Below are 18986 nucleotides of genomic sequence, written 5' to 3'. Positions count from 1 at the left end.
CCCGTCCGACCGCGCGTCAGGCGGCGCGGTGCGAGGCGACGGCGAGCACGCCGCCCAGGCCGATCATCATGCCGCCGCCCGTCGCGCGGACCGCGCTCAGGCGCCGGGGCGACGAGGCGAACCACGTCCGCGCCGCGCCGGCGGCGAGCGCCCACGCGCTGTCGCAGACGAACGCGATCACCGTGAAGACCAGCCCGAGCACCATCATCTGGGCGGGCACGCGACCGGCGTGGAAGTCCGTGAACTGGGGCAGGACGGCCACGAAGAACACGATGGTCTTCGGGTTCGTCACGCCGACGACGTAGCCCTGCCGCACGACGCGCCACCACGGCTCGCGCACGGGCGCGACGTCGACGTCGACGCTCCCGTCGCGCCGGTGCCGGATCGCCTGGACGCCGAGGTAGGCGAGGTAGGCCGCGCCGACGAGCTTGACGACCGTGAAGACGGCGACGGATGTCGCGACGACCGCGCCGACGCCGAGCGCCACGGCGGTGACGAGCGTCAGCGCGCCGAGCTCGTTGCCGAGGACGCTCAGCACCCCGCCGCGGTGCCCGAGCGTGAGCGACCGGCCGACGACGAAGAGCACGCTCGGGCCGGGGATCACGACGAGCACGAGCGAGGCGAGGGAGAAGGCGAGCAGGGAGTCGAGGTGCGGCACAGCGCCACGATAGGACCCGACATGACGTGCGTCACGGGAGAATCCCCCGCGACCCCCGAGCGGCCCGCGACGACTCACGAGGCCTGGGACGGCGCGAAGCCGACGTACCGGTGCGAGTGCGACGTGTCGGTGGTTCGACGTACGGTCGGTGGACGCGTGGCAATGCGCTCGGCTCGCCGGCCACGGTCGTGGTTGGGTGGGAGGCCGGTTCACCGACTGTCGGGAGGCAGCGCCCCATGATCGAGTTCCGATCGGTCACCAAGACGTACCCGGACGGCACGGCGGCGGTCGCGGACTTCGACCTGGTGATCCCGCCCCACCGCACGACGGTGCTCGTCGGGTCGTCCGGGAGCGGCAAGACGACGCTCCTGCGCATGATCAACCGCATGGTGGAGCCCACGTCGGGCACGATCGAGATCGACGGCGCCTCCGTCCTCGCCCGGGACCCCGTGAAGCTGCGACGCAGCATCGGGTACGTCCTGCAGAACGGCGGCCTGCTCCCCCATTACAAGGTCGTCGACAACGTGACGACGGTCCTGCGCCTCGAGGGCACGTCACGCCGGCAGGCGCGCGACCGTGCGCTCGAGCTGCTCGACACCGTGGGACTCGACCGCGGGCTCGCGGACCGCTACCCGAGCCAGCTCTCGGGGGGCCAGCAGCAGCGCGTCGGGGTGGCGCGCGCGCTCGCCGCGGACCCCAACATCCTGCTCATGGACGAGCCGTTCGGGGCCGTCGACCCGATCGTGCGCGCCGAGCTCCAGGCGGAGACCATCCGGCTGCAGCGCGAGCTGGACAAGACGGTCGTCTTCGTCACGCACGACATCGACGAGGCGTTCCTGCTCGGCGACCAGGTCGTGATCCTCGAGAAGGGGGCGCAGGTGGCCCAGATCGGGTCGCCGAGCGAGATCCTCGAGAACCCGGCGAGCGAGTTCGTCGCGAGCTTCATCGGGGCGGAGCGCGGCACCCGCGCGCTGCACACGAAGCACACGGAGCACGGGACCGTGCTCGTGGACGGGAGAGGACGCACGCAGGGCGTCCTGGTCGACGACCACGTCGAGGGCGGCGCATGACCTGGGTCCTGGACAACCTCGACCTCATCGGCCGCCTCACGGTCGAGCACCTGAGCCAGTGCGTGGTGCCGATCGTGCTCGGGTTCCTCGTCTCGATCCCGCTGGGCTGGCTCGCCTTCCGGTTCCGCCTCACGCGGGGCCTCGTCCTGACGCTCGTCGGCCTGCTCTACACGATCCCGTCGCTCGCGCTCTTCGCGCTGCTCCCGCCGCTCCTCGGCATCAGCTTCCTCTCCGAGCTCAACCTGGTCGTCGCGCTGACGGTCTACGCCGTGGCCATCATGACCCGGTTCGTCGCCGACGCCCTGGCGTCGGTCGACCCGACGGTCCGGCAGGCGGCCCTCGCGGTCGGCTACGGGCCGTGGCGCCGCTTCTGGCAGGTCGACCTCCCGCTCGCGGGCCCGGTCGTGCTCGCCGGGCTCCGCGTCACGGCGGTGTCGACCATCTCGCTCGCGACGGTCGGCATCCTCATCGGGATCGACAACCTCGGCTACCTCTTCACGAACGGCTACCAGCGGCAGATCGTCGCCGAGATCCTCTCGGGCGTCGTCGCGGTCGTCGTCATCGCCCTGCTCGTCGACCTGCTGCTCGTGCTCGCCGGGCGAGCGGTCATGCCCTGGTCCCGGAAGGTGCGCGCATGAACCTCTTCTCCGACGCCATCGCCTGGATCTTCTCGCCCGCCCGGCTGACCGGCGCGCTCCCCCTCCCGGAGGCGATCTGGACCCACCTCGCGTTCACGTTCGTCTCCGTGCTCGTCGCCGCGGCGATCGCGATCCCGGCGGGCTGGGCCATCGGCCACACCGGACGCGGGCGGGAGTTCGCGGTCGCGCTCTCGGGCGCGGCCCGTGCTGTGCCGTCCTTCGGGCTCGTCCTGCTCCTCGTGCTCGTCTTCGGGGTGACACACAAGGTCACCGCGTCCGTCACCGCGTTCGTCCTCCTCGCCATCCCGCCGATCCTCGCCGGCGCCTACGCCGGTGTGGAGGCCGTCGAGCGGCGCGTCGTCGACGGCGCCCGGTCCGTCGGCATGACCGGCTGGCAGGTGCTCTTCCGGGCCGAGGTGCCGCTCGGTCTCCCGCTGCTCATCGGCGGTCTCCGCTCCGCGACCCTCCAGGTGGTCGCGACCGTCACGCTCGCGGGCTACATCGGCAACTGGGGCCTCGGCTTCTACATCGTCCAGGGCATCCAGATCCGCGACTTCTCCCAGATCCTCGGGGCCTCTCTCCTCGTCGTCGTCCTCGCCGTCGTGCTCGACGCGCTGTTCGCGATCCTCCAGCGGGTCGTCGTCCCGCGCGGCGTGACCGCCGGTCGCTCGCCGGACGACGCGCCCGCCCGGCGGAGGCGTCGCCCGGCCCCCGCCCCGACCACCGCCTGACGCGCGGGCGAGACCCCCGCACCGCACGTCGCCCGACCGACCCCTCCCAGCCCCTCCCGGTCCCCGGGACGGCCCTCAGAAAGGCAGACACATGCGCAGCACCCGACGCACCGCCGCCCTCGTCGCCGCCGCGGCGACCGCCGTCCTCACGCTCACCGCCTGCGGCGGCGGGTCCGACCCGCTCGACGCCGACACCGGGGACGCCTCGTCCGACGCCATCGTCATCGGCTCCCAGGCCTACGACTCGAACGAGATCATCGCCGAGATCTACGCCCAGGCTCTCGAGGCCAAGGGCTTCACGGTCGAGCGGAACTTCTCGATCGGCCAGCGCGACGCCTACATGCCCGCGCTCGAGGACGGCGAGATCCAGCTCTTCCCGGAGTACACGGGAAACCTGCTGCAGTTCTTCGACCCGGAGACCACCGCGACGTCCCCCGAGGACGTCTACGCCGCGCTCCAGGAGGCCCTGCCCGACGGGCTCACGGTCCTCGACCAGTCGACCGCGACGGACCAGGACTCCTACAACGTGACCGAGGCCTTCGCCACGGAGCACGACCTCACGAGCCTCGCGGACCTCGCCGGGCTCGACGTGCCGCTCACGCTCGGCGGCCCAGCGGAGCTCGAGCAGCGCCCCTACGGCCCGCAGGGCCTCAAGGACGTGTACGGCGTGGACGTCTCCTTCGTCGCCACGGGCGACACCACCGTGCAGGACCTCGTGGCCGGCACGGTGAACATCGCCAACGTGTTCAGCGCCGACCCGAGCATCCAGACCGAGAACCTCGTCACCCTCGACGACCCCGAGGGCCTGTTCCTCGCGTCCCACGTGGTGCCGCTCGTCGACGCGGACGTCGCCGACGAGATCGCGGACGTCATCAACCCGGTGAGCGCGGCGCTCACCCCGGAGGGCCTGATCGCCCTGAACGTGGAGTCCCGGGTCGACCAGCGCTCCCCCGAGGACATCGCCGCAGACTGGCTGTCCGAGAACGGCCTGGCCTGACCTCGCGTCCGACGTGATCGTGGCCCGCCCCGCCCCGGGACGGGCCACGGTCGCGGGCCGGCCGACCGCCGGTCCGTGACGAAGCGCGCGACGTCGGTGCGGCGGCGTCCCGGTGCAGCGTCAGTGCGCGACGCGCGCGGTGATCGCGTCGGCGAACCGGTCGAGCGACCCCGGCGCGAGGGCGAGGAAGAGCGACGGCTCGGTGAGCTCGAGCTCGATGACGACGACGCCGCCGTCGTTGCCCGTCACGACGTCGACGCGCGCGTACAGGAAGCTCGCCACGTCCCCGCCGCCGACGGCGTCGGCCGCCACCGCGAGCGCCCGTCGCGCGACGTCGAGCTGCTCCTCGGTCGCGGTGAACGGGCTCATCTCCTCCTGCTGGTACAGGCCGCGGGTCGGGCGGTGCGGGCCGGTGAGGAGCGCGTTCTTGCGCACGGCGTGGGAGAACTCGCCGTCGACGAAGACGAGGCCCGTCTCGCCCGCGGTGTCGACGCTCGTCACGTACGGCTGCACCATGACCTCGCGCCCCGAGACCAGCAGGTTCTTCGCGTGCTGGATCGCGAGCCCGCGCGAGTGCGCCTCACCCGCCTGGTAGCGGCCCGTGTCCTTGGCCCCGGCGCTGACGACCGGCTTGATGACGAAGTCGCCCTGCGCGGGCAGGCGCGTGTGGATCGCACGCGAGGAGAGGTTGCGCGCGGGGTCGAGCCACAGCGTCGGGATCACGGGGATGCCCGCGCCCTCCAGCTCGCGCAGGTAGCCCTTGTCGGTGTTCCAGCGCAGCACGGCCTCCGCGTTGAGGATGCGCGGGACGCGCGCCGCCCACGCGACGAACTCGTCGCGCCGGGCCGAGTAGTCCCACGTCGAGCGCACGACGACGGCGTCGAACGCGGCCCAGTCGACGTCCGGGTCGTCCCAGACGGCGGGCTGCGCGGCGACGCCACGGGCGTCGAGCGCGCGCACGAGCGGTGCGTCGTCGGGGTCCAGGTGCGGCAGGACGGAGCACGTCGCGAGGGCGACGCGCGGGGCTGAGGTCTCGGTCGTCACGCCCCGAGCCTAGGGGACGGGACCGCCGCGCGGGCGCCCGCACCTCGTGACGCGCCCACCCCGGGCGGCGCGCGCACGCCGCCGCGTGCGCGCGCCTACAGCCCGTACTCCTCGAGGAAGCGCAGCCAGACCTCGCTCACCGTCGGGTACGACGGGACGGCGTGCCACAGCCGACGCAGCGGGACCTCGCCCACGACGGCGATCGTCGCGGCGTGCAGCATCTCCGCCGCGTCGGGGCCGACGAAGGTGGCGCCGACCACGACCTCGCGCGCGGCGTCGACCACGAGCTGGGCGCTGCCGGCGTAGTCCTCGGCGCGCACGGCGGCGCCGGAGACGTTCGCGAGGTCGTACCGCACGACCCGCACGTCGATCCCCGCCTCCCGGGCGGACGCCTCGGTGTGCCCGACTGCCGCGACCTCGGGGCGCGTGAAGACGACCTGCGGGGACGCGACGCCGTCGGCCGTCGCCGCGAACCGCGACCACGGCTCGGGCGCCGCGCCGACCGCAGGTGCGCGCTCCCCCGCGGTCGGCGCCCCGTCGGCGTCCGGGTCGCCGAAGCGCGCGGCGACGACGTCACCCACGACCCGGCCCTGGTACTTGCCCTGGTGGGTCGTCGCGACCCGGCCCGTGACGTCGCCCGCGGCGTACAGCCAGCCGTCGGCGTCCTCGGGGCCACTCCGCACCACCCCCTGGACGAGCATCGTGTCGTCGACGTCGAGCGCGCGTCCCGGGGTGAGGCCGACGCTGTCGACGCCGAGGTCCTGCGTCCGGGGGGCGCGACCGGTGGCGACGAGCACGCGCTCCGCCGTCACGGGCGACACGTCCGGCGCCTCGCCGGCGTCGTCCCCACCCCGGCGCGACCCGACGGACGAGAGAGTGAGGCGCGCCCCGCCGTCGGGCAGCGCCTTTACCGACTCGGTGGCGACGCCGAGGCGCACGTCCACGCCCAGCTCGCGCAGCGACGCCGCAACCGCCTCGCCCGCCCAGGGCTCGGTCCGGCCCAGCAGCCCCCCGCGCGAGAGGACCGTGACGCGCGCGCCGAGGTCGGCGAACGCGACGGCCATCTCCGCCGCGACCACTCCGCCGCCCACGATCGCGAGCGACGCGGGGACGTCCTCGACCGCCGTCGCCTCACGGCTCGTCCAGGGGTTCGCGTCGGCGAGGCCGGGCACGTCCGGGAGCACGGGGACGCTCCCGGTCGCGACGATCACCGCGTGCCGGGCCGCGAGCCGCCGCGTCCGCGGGAGGTCGTCCGGGTCGGCGTCGGGCTCCTCGGCCACGACCTCCACGAGGCGCGGTCCGACGATCCGTCCCAGCCCGCGCACGAGCGCGATCCCCGCGCCCTCGACCCAGGAGACCTGGCCGCCGTCGTCCCAGTCCGCGACCATCGCGTCGCGGCGCGCGAGGACCGCGGGGACGTCGAGCGCGTCGTCCACGCCCACCCCCGGCACGCCCCGCGCCTCGGCGCGCGCCGCGCCGGGCCGTAGGAGCGTCTTGGAGGGGATGCACGCCCAGTAGGAGCACTCGCCCCCCACCAGCTCGGCCTCGACGAGCGCGACGCTCAGGCCCGTGCGCCCGGCACGGTCGGCGGCGTTCTCCCCGACGGGTCCGCCGCCGATCACGATCACGTCGTAGGTCTCGTCGGGCGCGGTCTCCTGCTGCGGGTCGCTCGTCATGGGCCCATCCTCACGCGCCCTCGCGCTCGTCGCCCAGCGGGACGTCGGCGAGCTCGGAGACGCGTCAGGCGACGCGCGCCTCGTCGAGCCGGTCGAGGACCTGCCGCACCGTCTCGGCGACGGACCGTCCCGTGGTGTCGAGGTGCAGACCGCCCGGCGTGGCCCGGGCCGCCGCGGCGAACTCGTCCGGTGTCCACTCCCCGTACGCCTGCTTGTGCCGTGCGGCGTCGCGCGCGGCGAGGGTCGCGGCGTCCGGGGTGAGCACCACGGCGTAGCACGGCCGGGTGCGGACGCGCGCCGTGAACCGCTCGAGGTCGGGCCCGAGCAGGATGTCCTGGATGACCGCGACCACTCCCGCCGCGGCGTAGGCGTCCGCCGCCTGCGCCGCGAGCACCTGCCGCAGGTCGAGCTGGGCGCGCGCCGCGGCCGAGAGGGGTGGCGCCATCGACGCCTGCCCGCTCACCACGAACCGGCGGAACATGTCGCCGCGCACGTGCGCGGCGAGGGGGAACGTCCGGGCGAGCGCGTCGGCGACCGTCGACTTGCCCGAGGCCATCGCCCCTGTGACGACGAGGACAGGCGCCGGGATCCCCGCGGGGGCGACCGCGTCGGGTGGGATCGGAGAGGTCATGGCGCGACCGTACGTCGCGGGCCGGGCCCGCGGCGACGGGATTGCGGCGCGACGGGACGTCGGTGCGGCGGGACGGGCGGCGCGCGCGTCGACCGGTCCACCGGACGCGGGACGCCCCCGGTCCGGTCGGACCGGGGGCGTCCTCGCGCGGAGGGCAGGGGCGTCCCGCTAGTGCACGACCGCCTTCTCGGCCCCCGCGCCCGTGAGCGAGCGGACCTCCATCTCGGCGAACTTCTCCGGGTGCGGCTTCTCCTTGCTGAGCAGCGTCCCGACGATCCCGAGCAGGAACGCGAGCGGGATGGAGATGATGCCCGGGTTGCTCAGCGGGAAGATCGCGAAGTCGATGTCGGTGTTCTTGATCATCGACAGGCTCGCGCCCGTCACCGGGTCGACCTTGCCGGACACGACGGGCGAGAACGCGATGAGCACGATGCACGAGACGAGCCCGCCGTACATGCTCCACAGCGCCCCGGACGTGTTGAACCGCTTCCAGAACAGCGAGTAGAGGATGGTCGGCAGGTTCGCGCTCGCCGCGACCGCGAACGCGAGCGCCACGAGGAACGCCACGTTCTGGCCCTGCGCGAAGATGCCGCCGAGGATCGCGAGGATCCCGATGACGACGACGGTGATCCGCGCGACCTTGACCTCGCCGTCGGGCTTCACCTCGCCCCGCTTGATGACGTTGGCGTAGATGTCGTGGGCGAAGCTCGCCGCCGCGGTGATCGTCAGGCCCGCCACGACGGCGAGGATCGTCGCGAACGCGACGGCGGAGATGAACCCGAGCAGGATCTCCCCACCGAGCGCGAACGCGAGCAGCGGTGCCGCCGAGTTCACGCCGCCTGGTGCGGCGCTGATCGTCTCCGGCCCCACGAGCGCCCCGGCGCCGTACCCGAGCACGAGCGTGAACAGGTAGAAGATGCCGATGAGCCAGATCGCCCAGACGACCGAGCGGCGGGCCTCCTTGGCCGACGGCACGGTGTAGAACCGCATGAGCACGTGCGGCAGGCCGGCGGTCCCGAGCACGAGGGCCAGGGCGAGCGAGAGGAAGTCGAGCTTCGTCGTACCGGTCGCGCCGTACTGCTTGCCCGGCTCGATGAGCGCCTCGCCGCCCGGACCGGCCTTGTCGATCGCGCCCTGGAGCAGGTCGGACAGGTTGAAGCCGAACTTCGCGAGGACCCACACCGTCATGACGGCGGCGCCCGCGATGAGCAGCACGGCCTTGATGATCTGGACCCACGTGGTGCCCTTCATGCCGCCGACCAGCACGTAGAGGATCATCAGCGCACCCACGACCGCGACCACGACGCTCTGGCCGGCCGTGGTGTCGATGCCGAGCAGCAGCGCCACGAGCCCGCCCGCGCCGGCCATCTGGGCGAGCAGGTAGAAGAACACGACGGCCAGGGTCGCCAGCGCCGCCGCCATCCGCACGGGCCGCTGCCTGAGCCGGAACGACAGCACGTCGGCCATCGTGAACTTGCCCGTGTTGCGCAGCAGTTCGGCCACGAGCAGGAGCGCGACGAGCCACGCCACGAGGAAGCCGATCGAGTAGAGGAACCCGTCGTACCCGTTGATCGCGATGGCGCCGCAGATCCCGAGGAAGCTCGCCGCGGAGAGGTAGTCGCCCGCGATGGCCGTGCCGTTCTGCGGGCCGGTGAACGACCGCCCGCCCGCGTAGTAGTCGGCCGCGGACTTGTTCTGCCGCGACGCGCGCAGCACGATCACGAGCGTCACCGCGACGAACACGCCGAAGATCGCGATGTTGACGACCGGGTTGCCGACGTCCGTGGCCTCCGCGGCCAGCACCTGCGCGCTCACAGCTCGTCCTCCTCGATCTCGCGGCGCAGCTCGTCGGCCGCGGCGTCGAACCGCCTGTTGGCCCAGCGCGCGTAGATCATGGTGATCGCGAACGTGGACACGAACTGCCCCAGGCCGAAGAGCAGCCCGACGGTGATGTTCCCCCAGACCGTGGTGCTCATGAAGTCGTGCGCGTAGTTCGCGAGCAGGACGTAGGCGAAGTACCACACGAGGAAGAGCGCGGTCATCGGGAAGACGAAGTTCCGGAACCGTCTGCGCAGGTCCTGGAACTCGGGCGAGCGTTGCACGCGCTGGTAGTCGGTCTCGTCGACGGACCCCGGTCCGGGGTCGGCCGTCACGTCGGTCATGACGCCTCCGTTGGCTCATTCCGTGGACTGACAGAGAGCCCGCACCCCGCAGACGGCCACCTGTCGACGCGACCGCACGCGACACTGCGTGCCCGGGGCGACGTTCCACCCCCGGCACAATGTGCCGTAGATCACTTCTGTCCGCAAGAACCTGACGCGGTCGGTCGGCCGACGGGCACCACGGCGTCAGACGCGCGCGTACTCCAGGTCGGTGATGACGCGGCCTGCCGTCTGGCCCTTGCGCTCGAACCCCGTCAGCACGCGCCCCTCGAAGCGCGGCGCCACCCCGCGCGGGCCATGGACGTTGCGCAGCCCCGGCGCGGCGTCGAGCACGTCGAGCATCTGCACCGCGTACTCCGCCCAGTCCGTGGCGAGCCGCAGCGTGCCGCCCGGCCGCGCGTCGTCGCCCTCGCCCGGAGCCCGCAGCACCCGCTCGGCGAGCGGCGCGAACGACGGCGCCACGAGGCGCCGCTTGTGGTGGCGGGACTTGTGCCACGGGTCCGGGAAGAAGACCCACAGCTCGTCGACGCTCCCCGCGGGCAGCGTCGTGGCCAGCAGCTCGGCCGCGTTCGCCTGGACCAGCCGCACGTTCGTCAGGCCGCGCTGGGACGCGCGCAGCACGGTCTGGGCGAGGCCCGGGGCGTACACCTCGACGGCGAGGAAGTCGGTGCCCGGGTCGTTCTCGGCCGCGGCCACCACGGCCTCGCCCTGGCCGGAGCCGATCTCCACCACGAGACGCGCGTCGCGCCCGAACGTGCCCGCGACGTCCAGCACGAACTCCGGGTCGACCGAGGTCCGCGCGACGTCCCGCGGCACGTCCACGACGTAGCGGTCCCGGTGGGCGTCCCACGCGCGCTGCTGGCGCGGCGCGAGGCGCCCGCTGCGCCGCACGAACGACACGGGCTGGGTCCGGTAGCGCGGGCGGTCGTCGCCGGCGACCGGGGCCACGGAGGGCGCGCCGGTCACGGGCTCGTCGAGGGTCTCGGGGGTCGGGTCGGGCACCGCACCAGGGTACGGGCGCCCCGCGCGAGGACCTACCGCGCGGGGCGCCCGGGGCCGTCCGTCAGACGTACGCCGCGTACGCCGGCAGGTCGAGGACGCCGTTGCCCGACAGCCCGAGCACGATAACCTCCGGCTCCGTCGCGGCGCGCGCGTGCGCGATCGCGGCCGCCACGGCGTGCGTCGACTCGGGCGCCGGGATGATGCCCTCGCTGCGCGCGAAGAGCGTGCCCGCGACGAACGCGTCGTCCTGCTCGACGGCGACCGCGTCCATGAGCCCGAGGTTCACCGCGTGCGACACCATCGGCGACATGCCGTGGTACCGCAGGCCGCCCGCGTGGATCGCCGGCGGGACGAAGTCCTTGCCGAGCGTGTGCATCTTGAGCAGCGGCGTGAGGCCCGCGACGTCGCCGAAGTCGTACCGGTACTCGCCCTGGGTGAGCGACGGGCACGCGGCCGGCTCGCACGCGACGAGCCGCGTCGTCGTGCCCTCGCGCAGGTTGCGGCCCAGGAACGGGAACGTCAGGCCCGCGAGGTTCGACCCGCCGCCCGCGCAGCCGAACACCACGTCCGGCGCGCCCTCGCCCGCCTCGTCGAGCTGGACGAGCGCCTCCTGGCCGATGACGCTCTGGTGCAGCATGACGTGGTTGAGCACGCTCCCCAGCGCGTAGTGCGCCGCGGGGTCCTTCGCGGCCGTCTCGACGGCCTCGCTGATCGCCATGCCCAGGGAGCCGGTCGTCTCCGGGTCCGCGGCGAGCATCGCCCGCCCCGCCTCGGTGAGGTCCGACGGCGACGGGTGGCAGACCCCGCCGTAGACCTCCATCTGCGCCCGGCGGTACGGCTTGGCGTCGAACGACGCGCGCACCTGCCACACCTCGACGTCGAGCCCGAGCAGTGCGCCCGCGAACGACAGCGACGCGCCCCACTGGCCCGCACCCGTCTCGGTCGTGAGCTTCGTCGTGCCCTCGAGCGCGTTGTAGTACGCCTGCGCGACGGCGGTGTTCGGCTTGTGCGAGCCGACCGGGCTCACGCCCTCGTACTTGTAGTAGATCCGGGCCGGGGTGCCCAGGGCCCGCTCGAGACGCCGTGCGCGCACGAGCGGCGACGGCCGCCACAGCGCGTAGATCTCGCGGACCGTCTGCGGGATCTCGACGTAGCGCTCCGTCGTCACCTCCTGCTGGACGAGCGCGAGCGGGAACAGCGGCGCGAGGTCGTCGGGCGTGAGGGGCTCGCGCGTGCCGGGGTGCAGGTGCGGGGGCACGGGCTCGGGCAGGTCCGCGGCCAGGTTGTACCAGTGCGTCGGGACGGTCGAGGGCACCTCCGCTCCGGTCGGCTCGAGGGACCGGACGGGGACGGGAGACTGCTGTGTCGTCATTCTGGGGCTCCAGCTCGGGGGTACTCGGGAGGTACAGGCCGCTGGGCCGACGACGCGTGCACCGGGGTCCGCCGAGGCCGCCCACGTCGTCGGGGCACGGCCGGATGAGGTCACCGGCCGTCAGGCGGCCGGCCACCAAGGGGTCACGGACGGGTGCGTCACGAGGCCGACCCTACCCCGCCGCGCGCGGTCCGGACACCGCCGGACGAGCCCGCGGGCGACGGAGGACCACCGGCACCGGCCTCGGGACGATCGGCTCTCGCGCGCGCGGGGAGCCGGGCGGTGGGATGGGGCCAGGACGCCGGACGACGGCAGTGCCGGCGCGGACGGAAGGAGCCGTCATGGTCAGCAACCACGTACCGGGGAGGTTCGAGGGCCGCACCGCGATCGTCACCGGCGCGGGCGCCGGGATCGGGCGCGCCACGGTCGAGCGGTTGCTCGCGGAGGGCGCGCGCGTCGTCGCGACGGACGTCCGGGAGGACCGGCTGGACAAGCTCGTCGCGGACGTCGGGACCGACGCCCTCGTGACGGTCGCGGGCGACGTGAGCGCGCAGACCACCGTGGACGCGGTGGTCGCGGCGGCGGACGGCCGCGTGGACGCGCTCGCCAACGTCGCGGGCATCATGGACGGGTTCCTGCCGACGGCCGAGGTCGACGACTCCACGTGGGACCTCGTCCTGGCCGTCAACGTCACGGCCGTCATGCGGCTCACGCGCGCGGTGCTGCCCCTCATGCTCGCCGCGGGCAAGGGCGCGATCGTCAACGTCGGGTCCGAGGCGGGCTCGCGCGCCTCGGCCTCGGGCACCGCGTACGCCACGTCGAAGCACGCGATCGTCGGCTTCACCCAGAGCACGGCGTTCTTCTACACCCCGCAGGGCGTGCGGGCGAACGTCGTCGCGCCGGGCGCCGTCGCGACGAGCATCGAGGCGCCCTTCCGCTCGCAGTACGCCGGCGAGCGGCTCGGACCGGTCATGGCGACGACCGTCCCGCCCGCCGCGAGCGCCGACGAGCTCGCCGCGGCGATCACGTGGCTGCTGTCGGACGACTCGGCCAACGTCTCCGGTGCGGTCCTGCACAGCGACGGGGGCTGGGCCGCCGTCTGACACGGCGGCTCCCGGGCCGAGAACGGAGACGTGGCCCCCGAGCGCGAGTGCTCGGGGGCCACGTCTCACCTCTCGCCGCCGCGCGTCACCGGGTCGCCCCGGTCAACCGCGCGGTGCACGGGTCAGCCGCACGACAGCGCGTCGAACGCGACGTCGCCCGCGAACGTGCGGTCGCCTCCGCTCGCGGCCACGTGCGCGCTGCCCGCCGCGACCTGCGCCGAGCGGACCGCGAACGCCTGGTACGCCGACGCGCCCGGCTGCACGTCCGTCACGGTGCGCTCGCCGTACGGCGTGCTCAGCGTGACGTCGACCGGCACGGTGTCGGCGTTGGTCGCGCGGACCGCGACGTACGCCGTGCCCGCCATGCACTGGCTGCGCGCCGTCGTCGAGACGACGAGGCCGTCCTGGGCGGGTGCCGTCGTGAACGTCGTGACCGGCGAGACCGCCGTTCCCCCGCCGGCGCTCGTCGCGGTGACGACCCACGCGTGCAGCGCGCCCGCCTCGAGGCCGTCCCAGGTGACGGTCGCGACCTCGCCCGAGGGCACGGTCGTGCTCCCGATCTCCTCGGCCGGGGCGTAGAGCGCCACGGCATCCGTCACGAGCGTGGTCGTGCGGGTCGTGAGGTCGACCGGCACCGTGAAGTCGTCCTCGAGCCCGTTGTAGCGCTGGCGGTCGTCGTACTCCGTGGCCCCGAAGTTCTCGAGCCACGGCGAGTACGTGTCGACGACGAGCTCGGAGCGGTCGACGTCGAACTGGAGCAGGCGCAGGTAGCTCGACCCGAGCCGCAGGCCCTGGTCGGGCGCGTAGCCACCGATCTCGGTGAGACCGGCCTCCTCGGCGGTGACCTCGTAGAACTGGTAGTCCGCGAGCAGCTCGACGACGCCGTTGCCGGGCGTGCCGACGTCGCGCTTCACGTTGATCCCCACGCCGTGCTCGTGGCCGGAGAGCACGAGGAAGACGTTCGGGTTCGGCTCGACGACCTTCGAGTACAGCAGGCGCCCGTCCGGGGTGGAGAACGGCGCTCCACGGCCGTCGGGGTTGGTGCTCGGCGCGAGGTAGTCGTGCGCGAGCAGGATCGCGTTGCGGTCGGCGAACTGCTCGAGCACGCCGTCTGCCCAGGCGGCCTCCTCGTCGGTCACGCCGTACGAGAGGTACACGGCGACGAAGTCCAGGCCGCCGGCCGTGAACAGGTCGTAGTGGTTCTGGTTGTCGCCCTCGCGCCACGGGCCGCCGTAGGACGCGTCCTGCCAGCCGGCCGACAGCGCCTCGTACCGCTCGGGCCCGTAGTAGGCGTTGTAGAGCGCGCCGGGTCCGTTGTCGGCGCCCGTGAGGTTGTCGTGGTTGCCCGCCAGGACGCCGTTGGGGATGCCCGCGTCGTCGAGCAGCCGCTGCGCGGACGACGAGAACTCGTACTCGCCGCGGACCTGGGCCGCCATCGCGTCGTCCGCCGGCGTGCGCGTGTAGTTCTCGACGATGTCGCCCGTGTGCGCGACGTACTCGATGCCGCGCTCGTCCGCGTTGTCGACGACCCACTGCACGAGGTCGGTGTAGGACTTCGCCCAGACCGCACGCTCCTCGGCGGTCTCCTGCTCGACGGCACCCTCGGACAGGTACTGCGTGTCGGTGAAGTGGACCATCGAGAAGTCGTACGCGTCGCGGTCCGCGAACGACGTCGGCTCCTCGGTGCCGACGCCGTCGTCGATGTCGTCGGCGAACGGGTCGGTGCCGGTGACGAGGACGTGGACCGTCCCCTGGGTCGCGTGCCGCGCGGACAGCGTGGCCGTCAGGCTCGTCGGCCCCTCGACGGCGCCGCGCGCGGAAGCCAGCGCCTCCCAGGCCGCACCGTCCCAGACGTGGAGCGTCGCGAGGCGCTGCGGGTCGATGACGCCGTCCCACCGGACGGTCTGCCCCGCCACGTCGCCCTCCGCCGCGATCTCGAAGCGCTGGAACGCGACGTCGGCGGCGGGCGCCGCGTCGAGCGTCGCGCCGTCGCCCGGGACGAGCGCGTCGACGTCGGCCGGGCTCTCGCCCTCGACGTGCAGCACGTCGGTGGGCACCGCGGCGGTCTCGCCCTGCGCCGCGGCCACGGGCGAGCGCACGTCGGCGCGTGCGAACGTCGCCGTGACGTCACCGCCGCCAGGGGCGCTCACGCGCGCGCCCAGCTCGACGGAGCCCTCGACGCCGGTCGTGCCGGTCGCGGGGGTCAGGTCGGTCGGGACGTCCGGGACGCCGAGGCTCGTGAAGCCGATCTCGTGCGTGCTCGCGTTGCCGAGCACGTCCGTCGCCGTGACGACGAGGGTGTGCGCCCCGGGCTCGAGGCCCGGGCCGACGAGCGCGCCCGCCTCGACGGCGTCGCCGTCGAGCGTGACGGACGGGCCCTCGAGCACGCCCGACGCGTCCGTGAGCTCGACGGCGAGGCTGGTCGCCGTGGCGAGCTCGGCCCCGGCGGCGGGCGTGCTCGACGCGACGGCGGGGCCCGTGTTGTCGGTCGTGACCGTGCGCCGGGCCGTGGCCCCCGCGGCGGTCGAGGAGGTCAGGACGTGCTCGCCGTCGGCGAGGGCGGCGGTGTCGAGGTCCGCGCGCAGGCCGGGCGCCGGGGCGTCGGCGGCGGGGGCGACGTCGAACGTGAGGACGGCCTCGCGCGGCTTGGTCGCGCTCGAGCCGCAGTCGCCGTCACCGAGCGAGTACGACGACGCGACGTCGACCGGGGTCGCGGTGCCGTGGCTCGGCACGAGGCCGATGCCCGAGATCGCGAAGTCGTCCCGGTTGTCGCCGCACGAGGTCGGGTAGGTGCCCGTGACGAACCGGACGGTGTTGCGGCCGGCTCCCAGGTACGCGTTGGGCACGTCGACGCGCACGGTCTCGCTCACGTAGTCGCGGTCGACGAGGTCGATGCGCTGGCCGTTGACGAGCAGGTGGTTGGCGTAGCGCGCCTCGATCGAGTTCGAGCCCACGGTGAAGACGAACTGCGACGAGCCGGCGCCGAGGGTCGCCGTGGTGGTGAGCGGCGCGCCGTCGACCTCGATCCCCGTCGGGGCGTCGCCCCCGGCGGGCGGGGTCGCGAGGACGGTCCGCGTGCCGTTGAGGAGCTCGCCGTCCGCCGGGGTCAGGGCCGGCGCGCCGGGCGCGGAGTTGTTCACGGTCACGCCGCTCGTCGCGGTCTGGCCCGACGCGGTCGTGGCCGTGAGGGTGTGCGCACCGTTCTCGAGCGTCGTCGTGTCGAGCTCGGCCGCGAGGCCGGTCGTCGCGGCCGGGTCCTGGGCGACCGTGAACGTCAGGTCGGCCGTCAGGACGCGGGACGTGTTCGTCCCGCACGAGCCGTCGCCGAACTGGTAGGTGAAACGGTTGCCGGAGCCGTCGGCGACCTCGCCGAGCAGCTCGAGCGAGACCTCGGTGAGGTCGAAGTCGTCATAGTTCGAGCCGCACGACGTGGGGACGGCGCCCACGACGAACCGCACCGCGTTCTCCCCCTGGACCAGCAGGTCGTTCGGCACGTCGAGCGCGACGCGCTCGGAGACCATGTCCCGGTCGAGGTCGAGTCGCGTGCCGTTGACGAGCACGTAGCTGCCGTAGCGCTTCTCGATCGAGTTGCTGCCCACGTCGAAGAGGAGGTGCGACGTGGCGGGGGTCGCCGTGGCGCCCGCGAGCGGCCGGCCGTCGACCGCCAGCTCGCGGACCGGGTCACCGGCCTGGACGGGCTGCGCCGTGACGGTCACCGTGCCGTCCAGGTACGTCCCGGGCGTCGGGTGGAGCACCGGGGTCCCGCTCGGCTCCTCGGCCGCCGCGGCGGCGCGTTGCGTGGGCGCGCGGTCGGCGGCCACGGCCGCCGTCACGGGGAGCGCGGCCCCCACGGCGAGGCTCGCTCCGACCACGGCGGCGAGCCCTCGGCGTCTTCTCCGGGTGCGGGGCGTGTGCACGGGCGTGCGCATCGGTGTGTCCTTTCGTCGTCGACAGGCAAGGGCACGACCGTCCGACGTCCGCGGCGAGCGCACCCGTACCGGACCATTCCGGGCACGGGTGAACTCTCGGACGAGACGGGACGAACGCGATCCGAACGCCGGGAGACGGTCCGGTGCCCGGCACGGTGACGGGAGAGGGACAAGGACAGGGACAGGGACAGGGACAGGGACGGAGGACAGAGCGCCCGGCGGGGAGCGCGCGACGACTCCGGCACCGGCACGGGTGCGGCGGACCCCGGGGACGACGCAGGCCGCCCACCCGGAGGGTGGACGGCCTGGTCAGGAAGGGTGCGCCATCAGGGACTCGAACCCCGAACCCGCTGATTAAGAGTCAGCTGCTCTGCCAATTGAGCTAATGGCGCGCGAGAGGGAACACTACCAGCGGCCACGGGTCGTCCTGCACGAGGGTCCCGCACCCGCCGCCGCCCCGGTCCCTCGACCGGCACGGCTCAGGCCGCCCGCGTGCGGACGGCCCGATCGGTGGTGGTGCGCCATCAGGGACTCGAACCCCGAACCCGCTGATTAAGAGTCAGCTGCTCTGCCAATTGAGCTAATGGCGCGCGAGAGAAAACACTAGCAGCCGCGGGCGCGCCGGGAAAATCCGTTCCGCCCGTCCCCGTGTGACGTCGGCGACAGCCTCCGACGGGGCGCGTCGTGGCGACGTCGAGAGGCGCGCCTAGAGGTAGAGGCCCGTCGGGCCGTCCTCCTCGACCTCCTGGGACACGGCGTGCACGTCGCGCTCGCGCAGCAGCACGAGGTCCCGACCCCCGAGCTCGACCTCCGCGCGGTCGTCCGGGTCAAACAGGACGCGGTCGCCCACGGCCACCTGGCGCACGTGCTCACCAGCGGCGACGACGACGGCCCACGCCAGGCGCTTCGGGCCCACGGCCGTCGCGGGGATGACGAGGCCCGCCGAGCTCTGGCGCTCGCTCGCGTCGACCTCCGGGTCGACGAGGAGCCGGTCGTGCAGCATCCGGATCGGCAGGTCACGGGCCGCCGGCCGGGCGGAGGACGAACGGGGCGAGGAGGGGGAGGGCGCGGACGTCGTCTTGCTCACAGCCACAACGCTACCGGTGCCGCGACGCCTCACCTACGCTCGAACCCACACCCTGGCCGGACCGAAGGAGATCCATGTCCACGCGCCTCACCGTCGGCGACACCGCTCCCGACTTCACCCTGCCCGCCGCCGACGGCAGCACCGTCACGCTCTCCGACCTGCGCGGCAAGCACGTCGTCGTCTACTTCTACCCGGCCGCCGGCACCCCCGGCTGCACGACCGAGGCGTGCGACTTCCGCGACAGCCTCGCCTCGCTCCAGGGCGCGGGGTACTCGGTCGTCGGCGTCTCCCCCGACCCCGTGGACAAGATCGCGGCGTTCGTCGAGGCCGAGCACCTCACGTTCCCGCTCGTCTCCGACGTCGACAAGACGGTCCTCGAGGCGTACGGCGCGTGGGGCGAGAAGAAGCTCTACGGCAAGACCGTCGTGGGCGTCATCCGCTCGACGGTCGTCGTCGACCCCGACGGCACGGTCGAGCTCGCGCAGTACAACGTCAAGGCGACGGGCCACGTGGCCAAGCTGCGCCGCGACCTGGGCATCGACCCGAAGTAGCCGTCGCGGCGCGAGCGCTGCGTCCCCGCACGAGCGCGGCGTCCTCGGACGCGTCGCCCGACCGGGAGCGCAGCGCTCGCGCCGTAGACTGACCACCGCGCGCGAGTGGCGTAACTGGCAGCCGCGCCAGGTTTAGGTCCTGGTGTCCTCGGACGTGCGGGTTCGAGTCCCGCCTCGCGCACCCTGAGCGACACCCTGTTCTTTCACCCACCCACCAACTGGACGCCCGTCCAGTTGGGCGGCTAGCCTGACGCCAGAGCCGGTGTCCGCACCATTGCCCCCTGCCGGTGCGGGCACCGGCTTCTTCCGTCGAGGCGCACCCTGCGCGCGCACGA

General features: G+C 73.6%; 16 protein-coding genes and 3 tRNA genes. 7 read left to right on the top strand and 12 right to left on the bottom strand.

Features of this window, described 5'->3' with window-relative positions:
- Positions 1-16 precede the first annotated feature (16 nt).
- The gene (locus NHH00_RS07265) at positions 17-658 is read right to left on the bottom strand and encodes a LysE family translocator (RefSeq protein ID WP_253051179.1); all 642 of its coding nucleotides are present in this window, start codon (positions 656-658) and stop codon (positions 17-19) included.
- 236 nt (positions 659-894) lie between these two features.
- Between NHH00_RS07265 and NHH00_RS07260 the strand changes: the two genes are divergently transcribed.
- The 4 genes from NHH00_RS07260 to NHH00_RS07245 all read left to right on the top strand — a co-directional run bounded on the left by NHH00_RS07260 (position 895) and on the right by NHH00_RS07245 (position 4094).
- Entirely contained in the window at positions 895-1728 is an 834-nt protein-coding gene (locus NHH00_RS07260) for an ABC transporter ATP-binding protein (RefSeq protein ID WP_253051178.1), read from the top strand.
- The gene (locus NHH00_RS07255; protein ID WP_253051177.1) at positions 1725-2366 is read left to right on the top strand and encodes an ABC transporter permease; all 642 of its coding nucleotides are present in this window, start codon (positions 1725-1727) and stop codon (positions 2364-2366) included. The genes NHH00_RS07260 and NHH00_RS07255 overlap by 4 nt, the downstream gene beginning before the upstream one ends.
- The gene (locus NHH00_RS07250; protein WP_253051176.1) at positions 2363-3097 is read left to right on the top strand and encodes an ABC transporter permease; all 735 of its coding nucleotides are present in this window, start codon (positions 2363-2365) and stop codon (positions 3095-3097) included. The genes NHH00_RS07255 and NHH00_RS07250 overlap by 4 nt, the downstream gene beginning before the upstream one ends.
- A 91-nt stretch (positions 3098-3188) precedes the next feature.
- Complete coding sequence (locus tag NHH00_RS07245) at positions 3189-4094, top strand: ABC transporter substrate-binding protein (protein WP_253051175.1); 906 nt, start codon at positions 3189-3191, stop codon at positions 4092-4094.
- Between the two features lie 120 nt (positions 4095-4214).
- Here the strand turns inward: NHH00_RS07245 and NHH00_RS07240 are convergent, their stop codons facing one another.
- The 7 genes from NHH00_RS07240 to NHH00_RS07210 form a co-directional block, all read right to left on the bottom strand.
- Entirely contained in the window at positions 4215-5138 is a 924-nt protein-coding gene (locus NHH00_RS07240) for an ATP-grasp domain-containing protein (RefSeq protein ID WP_253051174.1), read from the bottom strand.
- A gap of 95 nt (positions 5139-5233) precedes the next feature.
- Complete coding sequence (locus tag NHH00_RS07235) at positions 5234-6814, bottom strand: dihydrolipoyl dehydrogenase family protein (RefSeq protein WP_253051173.1); 1581 nt, start codon at positions 6812-6814, stop codon at positions 5234-5236.
- A 64-nt stretch (positions 6815-6878) separates the two neighbouring features.
- Positions 6879-7445, bottom strand: a complete 567-nt coding sequence (locus NHH00_RS07230) for an AAA family ATPase (protein WP_253051172.1) — start codon at positions 7443-7445, stop codon at positions 6879-6881.
- A gap of 168 nt (positions 7446-7613) precedes the next feature.
- Positions 7614-9260, bottom strand: coding sequence for a solute symporter family protein (locus NHH00_RS07225; RefSeq protein WP_253051171.1), 1647 nt, complete (start codon positions 9258-9260; stop codon positions 7614-7616).
- Positions 9257-9607 carry a DUF485 domain-containing protein gene (locus NHH00_RS07220; RefSeq protein ID WP_253051170.1) on the bottom strand — a complete coding sequence of 117 codons (351 nt, stop codon included), beginning with the start codon at positions 9605-9607 and terminating at the stop codon, positions 9257-9259. Before NHH00_RS07220 ends, NHH00_RS07225 begins: the two co-directional genes overlap by 4 nt.
- 186 nt (positions 9608-9793) lie before the next feature.
- Positions 9794-10609, bottom strand: a complete 816-nt coding sequence (trmB, locus tag NHH00_RS07215; protein ID WP_374614539.1) for a tRNA (guanosine(46)-N7)-methyltransferase TrmB — start codon at positions 10607-10609, stop codon at positions 9794-9796.
- A gap of 61 nt (positions 10610-10670) precedes the next feature.
- Positions 10671-11981, bottom strand: coding sequence for a TrpB-like pyridoxal phosphate-dependent enzyme (locus NHH00_RS07210; protein WP_253051169.1), 1311 nt, complete (start codon positions 11979-11981; stop codon positions 10671-10673).
- Between the two features lie 341 nt (positions 11982-12322).
- Here NHH00_RS07210 and NHH00_RS07205 point away from each other — a divergent pair, with 341 nt between their 5' ends.
- A complete protein-coding gene (locus NHH00_RS07205; RefSeq protein ID WP_253051168.1) occupies positions 12323-13084 on the top strand; it encodes an SDR family NAD(P)-dependent oxidoreductase in 762 nt (253 codons plus the stop codon).
- A 122-nt stretch (positions 13085-13206) separates the two neighbouring features.
- Here NHH00_RS07205 and NHH00_RS07200 read toward each other — a convergent pair whose 3' ends face one another.
- The 4 genes from NHH00_RS07200 to NHH00_RS07185 form a co-directional block, all read right to left on the bottom strand.
- Positions 13207-17013, bottom strand: a complete 3807-nt coding sequence (locus tag NHH00_RS07200; protein WP_253051167.1) for a metallophosphoesterase — start codon at positions 17011-17013, stop codon at positions 13207-13209.
- A 319-nt stretch (positions 17014-17332) separates the two neighbouring features.
- A tRNA-Lys gene (locus NHH00_RS07195) sits at positions 17333-17405 on the bottom strand.
- Between the two features lie 122 nt (positions 17406-17527).
- Positions 17528-17603 (bottom strand) — tRNA-Lys (locus NHH00_RS07190).
- A 116-nt stretch (positions 17604-17719) separates the two neighbouring features.
- Entirely contained in the window at positions 17720-18100 is a 381-nt protein-coding gene (locus NHH00_RS07185) for a GroES family chaperonin (protein ID WP_374614536.1), read from the bottom strand.
- Between the two features lie 74 nt (positions 18101-18174).
- On the opposite strand from NHH00_RS07185, the gene bcp reads away from it, so the two are divergent.
- The gene (bcp, locus tag NHH00_RS07180; RefSeq protein WP_253051166.1) at positions 18175-18651 is read left to right on the top strand and encodes a thioredoxin-dependent thiol peroxidase; all 477 of its coding nucleotides are present in this window, start codon (positions 18175-18177) and stop codon (positions 18649-18651) included.
- A 99-nt stretch (positions 18652-18750) separates the two neighbouring features.
- Positions 18751-18832: transfer RNA gene (locus tag NHH00_RS07175), tRNA-Leu, on the top strand.
- Positions 18833-18986 lie beyond the last annotated feature (154 nt).

Source organism: Cellulosimicrobium cellulans, assembly GCF_024124905.1.
In the GTDB taxonomy this organism is placed as follows: Bacteria; Actinomycetota; Actinomycetes; order Actinomycetales; family Cellulomonadaceae; genus Cellulosimicrobium; species Cellulosimicrobium cellulans_G.
This window is presented reverse-complemented; position numbering and strand designations above follow the sequence as displayed.

What these genes read in the sequence shown, in the direction of transcription:
- NHH00_RS07260 (WP_253051178.1), top strand. Translation starts at nt 895, where the DNA reads ATGATCGAGTTCCGATCGGTCACCAAGACGTACCCGGACGGCACGGCG.
- NHH00_RS07255 (WP_253051177.1), top strand. Translation starts at nt 1,725, where the DNA reads ATGACCTGGGTCCTGGACAACCTCGACCTCATCGGCCGCCTCACGGTC.
- NHH00_RS07250 (WP_253051176.1), top strand. Translation starts at nt 2,363, where the DNA reads ATGAACCTCTTCTCCGACGCCATCGCCTGGATCTTCTCGCCCGCCCGG.
- NHH00_RS07245 (WP_253051175.1), top strand. Translation starts at nt 3,189, where the DNA reads ATGCGCAGCACCCGACGCACCGCCGCCCTCGTCGCCGCCGCGGCGACC.
- NHH00_RS07235 (WP_253051173.1), bottom strand. Translation starts at nt 6,814, where the DNA reads ATGACGAGCGACCCGCAGCAGGAGACCGCGCCCGACGAGACCTACGAC.
- NHH00_RS07230 (WP_253051172.1), bottom strand. Translation starts at nt 7,445, where the DNA reads ATGACCTCTCCGATCCCACCCGACGCGGTCGCCCCCGCGGGGATCCCG.
- NHH00_RS07220 (WP_253051170.1), bottom strand. Translation starts at nt 9,607, where the DNA reads ATGACCGACGTGACGGCCGACCCCGGACCGGGGTCCGTCGACGAGACC.
- NHH00_RS07210 (WP_253051169.1), bottom strand. Translation starts at nt 11,981, where the DNA reads ATGACGACACAGCAGTCTCCCGTCCCCGTCCGGTCCCTCGAGCCGACC.
- NHH00_RS07205 (WP_253051168.1), top strand. Translation starts at nt 12,323, where the DNA reads ATGGTCAGCAACCACGTACCGGGGAGGTTCGAGGGCCGCACCGCGATC.
- NHH00_RS07200 (WP_253051167.1), bottom strand. Translation starts at nt 17,013, where the DNA reads ATGCGCACGCCCGTGCACACGCCCCGCACCCGGAGAAGACGCCGAGGG.
- bcp (WP_253051166.1), top strand. Translation starts at nt 18,175, where the DNA reads ATGTCCACGCGCCTCACCGTCGGCGACACCGCTCCCGACTTCACCCTG.